Source organism: Streptomyces sp. NPDC017520 (assembly GCF_044329855.1).
Taxonomy (GTDB): domain Bacteria; phylum Actinomycetota; class Actinomycetes; order Streptomycetales; family Streptomycetaceae; genus Streptomyces.
Window position 1 is genome coordinate 477,594 of record NZ_JBIRKB010000001.1, and the last position, 10,141, is coordinate 487,734.

The window sequence follows — 10,141 nt, forward strand, 5'->3', positions numbered from 1 at the left end:
CAATCGTCAAGAGGTCTGGACCAAAGATCAGGTTGTGGCTCTCATCCCCAACTCCTGCGCCAGGACCGCCGCCTGAACCCGGCTGCGCAGCTCCAGTTTGCCCAGCACCCTGCTGACGTGCGTCTTCACCGTGGCCTCGGCCATCGAGAGACGCAGCGCGATCTCCGCGTTCGACAGGCCCTCGCCCAGGCACGCCAGCACCTCGCGCTCGCGCCGGGTGAGCGTGTCCAGCACCGCCGGATCGGCCGCCCCCCGGCCGCGTACGGGGGGCGTTCCGGCGAACTCCGCGATCAGCCGCCGGGTCACGGCCGGGGCGATCAGCCCCTCGCCGCGCGCCACCGTCCGTACCGCCTCCAGCAGATCGCGGGCGTCGGTGTTCTTCAGCAGAAAGCCGGAGGCCCCCGCGCGCAGCGCCCCGAAGACGTACTCGTCCAGATCGAACGTGGTCAGCACCAGGACGTCCGCGAGCTCCTCCTCGACCACCTGCCGCGTCGCCGCCACCCCGTCGAGGCGCGGCATCTGCACATCCATCAGCACCAGGTCCGGGCGGAGTTCACGCGCCAGGCGCACCGCCGCCTCACCGTCCCCCACCTCTCCGACGACCTCGATGTCCGGCGCGCTGGAGAGGATCAGCACCAGCCCCGCGCGCACCGCCGACTGGTCCTCCGCGACCAGTACCCGGATCGTCATTCCCGCATCGTCCCTTCGGTCACGGGCAGTTGAGCTCGCACCCGCCAGATCTTGGTTCCGTCGCCGTCGCCGTCGCCGTCGCCGTCGCCGTCGCCGTCGCCGTCGCCGTCGCCGTCGCGGTCGTCGTCGTAGCCCGGCTCGGCCCCGGCGTCGAACGTCCCGCCGAGGAGTGTCACCCGCTCGCCCATGCCCACCAGGCCCGCCCCCGAACCGGGCGCCGTCGGTCCGGGGCGGTTGCCGAACACACTGGTCACCTCGATCGTCAGCACCTCGTCGCCGTGGGCGAGCCGCACCACGACCGGTCCCGGCGCCGCGTGTTTGAGGGCGTTGGTCAGGGACTCCTGGACGATCCTGTACGCGGCCAGCTCGACCGGCGTCGGCAGCGCTCCGGCCGCCGCCCTCCTGGTGTCCTCCAGGGTGCAGACCAGCCCGCCGGACGCCCCGTTGACGTTCGTCTGCTCGACGAGCACGTCCAGGGACGCGAGCGTCGGGGCCGCCGCCGGGGCGTCGTCCTCGCCGCCCTCCCGCAGCAGCCCGATCAGCCGGCGCATCTCCGCGAGCCCCTCGACGCTGTTCTCGCGGATCACCTTCAGGGCGCTCCGCGAGGTCTCCGGGTCGTCGATGGACAGGGCGGCGGTGGAGTGGATCGCCACGGCGGAGAGGTGGTTGGCCACCATGTCGTGCAGCTCCCGGGCCATCCGGGCCCGCTCGGCGATCACCGCCTGCGTCCGGTCCATCTCGGCCAGCCGCGCGGTCTGTGCGGCGGCCAGCCGGGCCGCGTCGGCGGCGGCGCGGTGGGTGCGCACGCTGACGCCGGTGATGGCGGGGACGAAGGAGACCAGCCCGATGACCAGGCCGATCAACAGCGCCTCGGGCTTACGGAACCAGGCCAGGAAGCCGATCGTGGAGGCGACGGTGATCAGGAGCGTGGCCACCGGGAGGCGGCGGGCCGCGGCCGGGGTCCCGTACAGCACGGCCGCGTACATGACGTCGGTGAACATCAGGATGGTGGCGAGGTTGCCCCGGGTGGCCTGGTCCGCCACCAGCGCGACCGTGCCGATCGTCAGCGCCGTGCGCGGGGCCGTGCGGCGCAGCAGCTCGGCCCCGGCCATGGCGGCCAGCGGTACGAGGGTGGCCCAGGGCGCGGAGAAGGAGCGGCCGCCCTGGGTGTGGAGGCCCAGCAGCCACAGCAGCAGCCCCCCGAGCAGCCCGGAGACGGCCAGGGCCACCGCGTCGCGGTCGGGGCGGATCGAGGTGAACACCTCTCCATCCAACACGCACCGCTCCCCCCGTACCTCCCTTCGCGGGCCGATCCGCGACTACATCGAAGGATGCAGTCCCGTTTCGTCACTGCCGACGACGTGTCCGCGCCCGGCGGCCGGGAGGCTGGAAGGGAACGGGAGGAGAGAGTCGTGATCGCCCTACTGGTCGTGGCCTGCGAGGTCGCATTCTGGGTTCTGCTGGCCGCCGGACTCGCCCTGCGGTACGTCGCGAGGAAACCGAGGCTCGGCGCGGCCGTGCTGCTGTGCGAGCCGCTGCTGGAGGTCGTCCTGCTGGTGGTGACGGCCATCGACCTGAAGAACGGGGCCGAGCCGGACTGGAAGCACGGCCTGGCCGCCGTCTACATCGGCTTCACGGTGGGGCTCGGCCACCACACCATCAGATGGGTGGACGCCTGGGTCGCCCACCGCTGGTTCGGCGGCCCGCCGCCGGTGAAGCCGCCGAAGTACGGCATGGCGCGCGCCGCCCACGAGTGGCGCACAGCCGCCCGCTGGATCCTCGCCGCGACGGTCGCGCTGGGCCTGCTCCAGGCGGCCGTCTGGTACGTCGGTCCCGGAGGGGACATCAGCTCGCTGCGGAGCTGGCAGCAGAAGATGGGCCTGGTGATCGGCATCAACCTGATCATCGCGGGCGGCTACACGGTGTTCCCGAAGCAGGCCCCGAAGGACGCGGACCAGGCGGCGGAACGGGAACCGGCCGACGGGCGGTAGGCCTACCGCTCGCCGCCCGGCACCCACAGCACGTCCCCGACCTCCTTGTTCGCGCTCCGCGCCAGGATGAACAGGAGGTCGGAGAGACGGTTGAGGTAGGTGGCGGTCAGGGCGTTCATCGACTCCCCGTGCACCTCCAGCGCCGCCCAGGTGGACCGCTCGGCGCGCCGGACCACGGTGCACGCCTGGTGCAGCAGGGCCGCGCCGGGCGTGCCGCCCGGGAGGATGAAGCTGCGCAGCTTCTCCAGCTCCTCCAGGAAGGTGTCGCAGTCCGCCTCCAGCTTGTCGATGTAGGACTGCTCGACCCGCAGCGGAGGAGCCATTTTTTTTAGAAGCGCCGGGTCCTCCACCACCGGGGTGCACAGGTCCGCGCCCACGTCGAAGAGGTCGTTCTGGACGCGTACGAGGACCTTCACCAGCTCCTCGGGCAACTGCCCCAGCGCGATGGCCGCGCCGATCGCCGCGTTGGCCTCGTTGGCGTCCGCGTACGCCGAGATCCGGGAATCGGTCTTGGCGGTGCGGCTCATGTCGCCGAGGGCCGTGGTGCCCTGGTCGCCGGTCCGGGTGTAGATGCGCGTCAGATTGACCATGGGTCCAGCGTAGTTACGCTCCGGCCCGCCGGAAGACCCGTGTGCCCACTGTCACGGCCGCGGCGGCGAGGCCCACGGCGACAAGGACCCCGTGGAGCATGTGCGCCGTGGCGTACGAGCCGGTGTAGGCGTCCCGTACCGCGTCCACCAGATAGCGGAACGGGGTGAAGTGGGAGAGGACGTCCAGCCAGCCGGGGCCGAGCGTGATGGGCAGCATCAGACCGGACAGGAGCATGGCCGGCATCGTCAGCGCGTTGATCACCGGCCCGAACTCCTGCGGGGTGGTGACGCGCATGGCCAGGGCGTACGAGAGGGAGGCGAGCGAGAGCGCCAGCACTCCGGTGAACGCGAAGCCGATGAGGATGCCCGCCAGCGGGGCCCGCAGCCCCATCAGCAGCGCGGCGAGCACCAGCAGGACGGCCTGGAAGGTGAACAGCAGGGCGTCACGCAGCACCCGCCCCAGCAGGAGGGCCAGTCGGCTGACCGGGGTCACCCGCATCCGCTCCACCACGCCCGTGGACTTCTCGACGATGATCGCGAAGCCGGCGAAGGACGCGCCGAACAGGCTGAGTTGCAGGAGCAGGCCGGGCACCAGGATCTGCCAGGAGTCGGCGGGGGAGCCGAGCGGCAGGTCCCGCAGCAGCGGGCCGAAGAAGAGGAGGTAGAGCAGCGGCATCAGCATCCCGAAGAAGATCTGGAAGCGGGAGCGCAGGGTCTGCCGGGCGTACCGCCCGAAGATGATCGCGGTGTCGTGGAAGAGCATGGCCGGGGTCCTATACGGCTGCGGGGGCGGAGTCGGCAGGGGTGACGGGACGGCCGGTGGCGGCCAGGAACGCGTCCTGGAGGGAGGCGTCGGGGGAGCCGGCGTACCGGGCCTTCAGCTCGGCAGGGGTCCCCTCCGCGACCACCGTGCCGCCGTCGACGAGGATCAGCCGGTCCGCCAGCGCGTCGGCCTCGTCGAGGTAGTGCGTGGTCAGGACGACGGTGGTGCCCATCTCGTCGCGCAGGCCCCGCACCAGGTCCCACAGGTCGGCCCGGCTGCCGGGGTCCAGGCCCGTGGTGGGCTCGTCCAGGAACAGCACGGCCGGCCGGTGGGTGAGCCCCATCGCGATGTCGAGGCGGCGCCGCTGCCCTCCGGAGAGGCTCGCCGCCTTCCGGTCGAGCAGGCCGCCGAGGCCGAGCCGGGCTGCGAGCTCCCCGGCGCGCGCGGCCGCCTCCGCCCGGCTCAGCCGGTACAGCCTGCCCTGGGTGACGAGCTCCTCCCGGACGGTCAGATGCGGGTCGACCCCGCCGGACTGGGCGACGTACCCGCAGACGGCGCGGACGGCCGCGGGGTCGGTGAGCAGGTCGTGGCCGGCCACGGTGGCCGCGCCGCCGGTCGGGGCGAGGAGCGTGGTGAGCATGCGCAGCGTGGTCGTCTTGCCCGCGCCGTTGGGGCCCAGGAGGCCGACGATCTCCCCCGGGTGGATGGTCAGGTCGATGGAACGGACGGCTTCCACCGGGCCGCTCGGAGTCGTGAAGGTCCGGGCCAGGCCGGAGGTGCTGATGACGGTCATGGGGGACAGAAAAACAGAGTGAAGCCATAATTGCAATGACTCCAATAATTCAGCGACACCATGATTGTCTCGGGCGTCCTACGATGGAGCCATGGCTGAGGGACTCAGGGAACGCAAGAAGCGCCAGGCCAAGCAGCGCATCTCGGACATGGCGACCGGGCTGTTCCTCCAGCACGGCTTCGTCACGGTGACCGTCGCCGAGATCGCCGAACTGGCCGACGTCTCCGTGAACACCGTCTACAACTACTTCCCGGCCAAGGAGGACCTCTTCCTCGACCGGATGCAGCACGTCACCCAGCGCGTCGCCCGCTACGTCCGCGCCCGCGACCCGGGCGAGTCGGCCGCCGAGGCCGTCCTGCGCGAGGTACGCGCCGCCGTGGTCGCCGTCTCCCCGGAGTTCGGGCTGATGGACGGCTTCGCCGACTTCATGCGCGTCATCGAGGACGCCCCCACCCTCAAGGCCCGCCTCTGGTACCTCCAGCAGGAGGTGCTCCAGGCCGTCGTCGCCACCCTGCGCGAGGACACCGGAGCGAGCGAGGACGACCCGATGCCGCTCCTCGTCGGCGGCCAGATCGCCTGGATCGAGCACGCCCTCGTCGGTTACGTCAGCCAGGAGATGATGAAGGGCCGCAAGGCCATCGAGGTCTCCCACGACGCTCTCGGCGTCCTCGACGACATCGAGGGGCTGCTCGGCGAGCGGGTCCTCAACTACGCGCGGCGCGGAGCCGGATGACGCGTCCCGGTGTGATGTCCGTCATCTGAGACGTGACGCGCATCTCTTCACCGCCCCAGCGCGCGCGACGGGTACTAACCTCCGCCGGAGAGCATGTGAACCGCCGTGAACAATCGGGCACGGGCGAACAGAAACCAAGGGGTGCGAACGTGGCCAGGAAGCTCGCCGTCATCGGGGCCGGACTCATGGGATCCGGGATCGCGCAGGTCTCCGCCCAGGCGGGTTGGGACGTCGTGCTGCGGGACGTCACCGACGCCGCGCTGACCCGGGGCCGTGACGGCATCAAGGCCTCGTACGACAAATTCGTCTCCAAGGGCAAGCTGGACGCGGCCGACGCCGAGGCCGCGCTCGTCCGCATCACCACGACCACCGACCTCGACGCCGTCGCCGACGCGGACGTCGTCGTGGAAGCCGTCTTCGAGAAGCTGGAAGTCAAGCACGAGATCTTCCGGGCCCTGGACAAGGTCGTCGGCGAGAACACCGTCCTCGCTTCCAACACCTCCGCCATCCCGATCACCAAGATCGCGGCCGTGACGGAGCGTCCGGAGCGCGTCGTCGGCGTGCACTTCTTCTCGCCGGTCCCGATGATGCAGCTCTGCGAGCTGGTGCGCGGCTACAAGACCAGCGACGAAACCCTCGCCACCGCCCGGGAGTTCGCCGAGTCGGTCGGCAAGACCTGCATCGTCGTCAACCGCGACGTGGCGGGCTTCGTCACCACCCGGCTGATCTCGGCGCTCGTCGTCGAGGCCGCCAAGCTGTACGAGTCGGGCGTCGCCTCGGCCGAGGACATCGACATCGCCTGCAAGCTGGGCTTCGGCCACGCCATGGGCCCGCTCGCCACCGCGGACCTGACCGGGGTCGACATCCTCCTGCACGCCACCGGCAACATCTACACCGAGTCGCAGGACGAGAAGTTCGCCGCCCCGGAGCTGATGCGCCGGATGGTCGACGCAGGTGACATCGGGCGCAAGAGCGGGCAGGGCTTCTACACGTACTGACCGGACCCGGCTCCCCGGCCCGGCCCGGCCCGCCACCGTGCGGGCCGGGGGAGCCGGGGATCCTACCCGGCGGGGACCGGTCCCCGACGAACCGGAGTCACTCCACCGAGTGAATTCGATATCAGTTCGCTTACAGACGGCAACTTCCCTGTCGTCGCGACAGTCAGTGGTGGCAGAGACAGGGCGCCACGTGTGGCGGAGGCAGGGCCTACGACCGAGCCGACGGCGGAGCGGACGGCCGACGGCAGAACAGACAGACGGACCTTCTACGGAGCATGACCGGGGAGCGCATATGCACATCAGGGGCGACCACGTCGAGCTGGTCGTCGGGGGCCGCCTCGACGTCCGAAGCGCGGCGGACGCCCGTACGGTCCTGCACTCGGCCGTGGACGACGGAGTCGGCGACCTCGTGCTGGACCTGACCGAGCTGGACTCCTGGGACGCCACGGGACTCGGCGTCATCATGGGGGCCCACCGCCGGGCGGGACGGGCCGGACGCCGCCTCGTGCTGCGCGGCGTGCCGCCGCAGATGCAGCGCCTCCTGGTGGCCACCCGGCTGCACCGCATCCTGGCCATCGAGGGCGGCATCGCCGCCGAGTCGCTGCCGCGCGTCTGAAGGCGTGCGCGCGGCCGCCGCTCGCCCCGCCGGGAGCCGGACGGCCGGACGCTCGCCCCGCCGGGAGCCGGAAGGCCGGACGGACGCCCTCGGGGATCCGGACGCCCTCGGGGATCCGGACGGCCGGACGGACCGCACCCGTCGGAAGAAGTCACGCAATCCTCACCGGAACGTGACGTCCTGGACGGCGTGGCCCCCCGGCGGTTCATGAATACTGTGCCAAGGTCTAGGGTTCGGCCGTCCGCCGAATGACAACGAACCCATGGGCGGACACCGGACCGGAAGCGACAGCGGGGCGCGTGTGAGGCCGGGAGGGGCAACCGCGCACGACGCGTCTGGGGGACTTTGCGATGGACCCGACACACCGGGCATCCGATGAGTACGGGCAGGACCACGACCGCTCCGGCGGCGATCCCGGCCACCGCCGGCCGTCCCGCGAGTCGGGCGGCGCCGACTTCGGCCCGGGGGCACCGCAACAGGTCCGCGTCGTCCAGCTGACCGTCGGCGACCTGCTGCTCACGGTCAACCCCGTCGACGGCAGCGAGGTCGAGTCCTGCCCGCCCGGCGCGGGACCCGACGCCCCGGTCCGCCGCACCCCCGCCGAACGCGCCGACCACGAACGCGCCGGAGCACCCCCGGTGCCCCCGGGGCCGCCCGCCCCGCAGCTGCCGCTCCTGGAACGCGAGGAGGAGCGCGAACGCCTGGTCCGCCTGCTGGCGCGCGGTCGCAGTGTCCGCCTCACCGGTCAGGCCGGGTCCGGTCGCACCGCGCTGCTGGACGCCGTCGCCGCCGACTGCGCGGACCTGGCCCCCGACGGGGTCGTCCGCCTCAACGGCCGGGGCCGCACCGGCGCCGATCTGCTGCACGCCCTCTTCGACACCGTGTACAAGGCCCCGAACCACCGCCCCGACCGCGACGAACTGCTCGCGCTCGTCCGGTCCATCGGCGCCGTCGTCACCATCGACGACCTGGAGATCGGCGGAGCGGCCCTCGACGAACTGCTCGCCGCCACCCCCGAGTGCGCCTTCCTGCTCGCCGCCACCCCCGACACCACCACCCCCGGCGTCGACGCCCACCTGGAGGAGGTGCTCCTCGCCGGCCTGGGCCGCGGCGCCTCGCTGACCCTGCTGGAGAAGGTCGTCGAGCGCCCCCTCACGGAGGAGGAGCGCAACTGGGCGGGCGACCTCTGGTTCGAGTCCGAGGGCCTGCCGCTCCGCTTCGTCCAGGCCGGATCGCTCCTCGTGCAGCGCGACCGGCTGCGCGCCGGCCCCGAAGCCTTCGACGAGTACGACTACTTCGAGCCACGCGCGGACGGCGCGCCGCCGGCCCCCGCGGCGCCCGCCGCCGAAGCCCTCGACGTCCCGCTGCCGAGCCTCGGCGAGGGCGCCGCGCCCGCCGTGCTGCTCGCCTCCCGGCTCAGCGAGGCGGCCCGCGCCACCCTGCGCTTCGCCGTCGCCCTCGGCGGCGAGGTGCCGCACCAGGCCCATCTGCCGGCCCTCGTGGGCGACACCCACGCGGACGCCGCGCTCGGCGAGCTCGCCGGCTGCGGCCTGCTCTCCCCGGCCGGCCCCCGCTACCGCCTCGCCGCCGGAGTCCTCGCCCAGCTCGCGGCGGCCGGTTACGAGGACGACGCCGCCGCGCACGCCCGTACCGCCGCCCAGCACTACGCCTGGTGGGCCTCGCACCCCTCGGTCACCCCGGAGCGGGCCGTCGCCGAGGCGGACGCGATCGTCGCCTCCCTGGGCCGGCTGGTCCCGGGCGACGAGGCGGGGGCGGCCAGCGCGGCCGTCCTGCTGGCCCGCGGCGCCTCCCCGGCCTTCGCGGCGGGCCTGGGCTGGGGAGCCTGGGAGCGGGCCCTCAGGATCGGCCAGGAGGCCGCCAGGATCGCCGGCGAGGTCGCCGAGGAGGCCTACTTCCACCACGAGTTGGGCGTCCTCGCGCTCTGCACCGGCAATCCGGACCGGGCCAGGACCGAGCTGGAGACCTCGATCGGGATGCGCGGCGCCCTCGCCGACAGGTCCGGGGCCGTGGCCGGACGCCGCGCGCTCGCCCTGGTCGCGGACCGCTCCGGCGACTTCGCCCCCCTCGGCCGCACCGCGTCGGGCGACGTGCCCACGGTGCGCCAGGACGGTCCGGGCACGCCGCCCGGCGGGTTCCCGGGCGCACCGGTGTTCCTGCGGCAGCCGGCCGAGGAGCAGCCCACGGTCGTCTCCTCGCTGCCGCCCGGCCCCGCCGCGCGCAAGGGGACCGGCCGGGCCGTCCTGGGCGGCGCCCGGCGCAACCTGGCCGCCGCGGGCGCGGGCGCCGTGCTGATCGCGGTGCTCGGCACCGTCGTCACGCTCGGCGTCACCGCGGGCGACGGCGACGAGCCGGGCAGCCGCAACGCCACCACCGAGCAGACGGCCACCGAGGACCCGACCGACGACGGCCTGCCCCCGGAGGAGTCGGAGGACGGTTCCGTCCCGGCCGGGGAGACCACCGGCGGCGAGACGTCCGCGACCCCGAGCGCCTCGGCCTCGGCGAGCCCGAGCACCTCCGGCTCCCCGTCCCCGAGCGCCTCCGCGTCGGACGGTACGCCGCCGGGGACGGACGACCCGACGGACGACGGAAGCAGCTCACCGAGCGAGCCGACGCCGACGCAGACCTCTCCCGGGCCGACGGAGACCGAGAGCGAGAGCCCGAGTCCCACGCCGTCCGAGTCGCAGAGCGAGTCGCCGGACCCGTCCTCCCCGACGCCCACCGAATCGGCCACGTCGTCGAGCTCGGCGGAAGTCGCCTCCTCCGCGGCCGGCCCCGCCGAGTCGGTGAGCGCCCCGGGGTCCGAAGCGGCCGTCGAACCGCCGGTCTGACGCATCAGGACAGACAGAAGGGGGGGGGGGGGGGGGGGGGGGGGGGGGGGGGGGCCCCCCCCCCCCCCCCCCCCCCCCCGCGCCCCCCCCCCCCCCCCCCGGCGCGGCCAAGCCGCGC

The 10,141-nt window shown here is 73.1% G+C and carries 10 protein-coding genes; 5 read left to right on the forward strand and 5 right to left on the reverse strand.

Annotated features, from left to right (window positions below; genetic code table 11):
• Positions 1-27: 27 nt before the first annotated feature.
• Both ACH4KB_RS02155 and ACH4KB_RS02160 read right to left on the reverse strand, forming a co-directional pair.
• A complete protein-coding gene (locus tag ACH4KB_RS02155) occupies positions 28-690 on the reverse strand; it encodes a response regulator (protein WP_398062692.1) in 663 nt (220 codons plus the stop codon).
• Complete coding sequence (locus ACH4KB_RS02160) at positions 687-1,952, reverse strand: sensor histidine kinase (RefSeq protein WP_398063327.1); 1,266 nt, start codon at positions 1,950-1,952, stop codon at positions 687-689. The genes ACH4KB_RS02155 and ACH4KB_RS02160 overlap by 4 nt, the downstream gene beginning before the upstream one ends.
• A 150-nt stretch (positions 1,953-2,102) precedes the next feature.
• On the opposite strand from ACH4KB_RS02160, the gene ACH4KB_RS02165 reads away from it, so the two are divergent.
• Positions 2,103-2,681 carry a hypothetical protein gene (locus tag ACH4KB_RS02165; protein ID WP_398062694.1) on the forward strand — a complete coding sequence of 193 codons (579 nt, stop codon included), beginning with the start codon at positions 2,103-2,105 and terminating at the stop codon, positions 2,679-2,681.
• Between the two features lie 2 nt (positions 2,682-2,683).
• On the opposite strand, the gene ACH4KB_RS02170 is transcribed toward ACH4KB_RS02165, so the two are convergent.
• The 3 genes from ACH4KB_RS02170 to ACH4KB_RS02180 are packed head-to-tail and all read right to left on the reverse strand — an operon-like array spanning position 2,684 to position 4,827.
• Positions 2,684-3,271: a cob(I)yrinic acid a,c-diamide adenosyltransferase gene (locus ACH4KB_RS02170; protein WP_398062696.1), complete on the reverse strand. Its 588-nt coding sequence runs from the start codon at positions 3,269-3,271 to the stop codon at positions 2,684-2,686.
• 13 nt (positions 3,272-3,284) lie between these two features.
• Positions 3,285-4,034 carry an ABC transporter permease gene (locus tag ACH4KB_RS02175; RefSeq protein ID WP_398062698.1) on the reverse strand — a complete coding sequence of 250 codons (750 nt, stop codon included), beginning with the start codon at positions 4,032-4,034 and terminating at the stop codon, positions 3,285-3,287.
• 10 nt (positions 4,035-4,044) lie between these two features.
• Positions 4,045-4,827: an ABC transporter ATP-binding protein gene (locus ACH4KB_RS02180; protein WP_398062700.1), complete on the reverse strand. Its 783-nt coding sequence runs from the start codon at positions 4,825-4,827 to the stop codon at positions 4,045-4,047.
• 91 nt (positions 4,828-4,918) lie between these two features.
• Between ACH4KB_RS02180 and ACH4KB_RS02185 the strand changes: the two genes are divergently transcribed.
• The 4 genes from ACH4KB_RS02185 (at position 4,919) to ACH4KB_RS02200 (ending at position 10,023) form a co-directional block, all read left to right on the forward strand.
• Entirely contained in the window at positions 4,919-5,560 is a 642-nt protein-coding gene (locus tag ACH4KB_RS02185) for a TetR/AcrR family transcriptional regulator (protein ID WP_398062702.1), read from the forward strand.
• Positions 5,561-5,709: 149 nt separating this feature from the next.
• On the forward strand, positions 5,710-6,558 hold the full coding sequence (locus ACH4KB_RS02190; protein WP_398062704.1) for a 3-hydroxyacyl-CoA dehydrogenase family protein: 849 nt from the start codon (positions 5,710-5,712) through the stop codon (positions 6,556-6,558).
• Between the two features lie 292 nt (positions 6,559-6,850).
• Positions 6,851-7,174 carry an STAS domain-containing protein gene (locus tag ACH4KB_RS02195; protein WP_215111376.1) on the forward strand — a complete coding sequence of 108 codons (324 nt, stop codon included), beginning with the start codon at positions 6,851-6,853 and terminating at the stop codon, positions 7,172-7,174.
• A 350-nt stretch (positions 7,175-7,524) separates the two neighbouring features.
• Positions 7,525-10,023, forward strand: a complete 2,499-nt coding sequence (locus tag ACH4KB_RS02200; protein WP_398062706.1) for an ATP-binding protein — start codon at positions 7,525-7,527, stop codon at positions 10,021-10,023.
• Positions 10,024-10,141 lie beyond the last annotated feature (118 nt).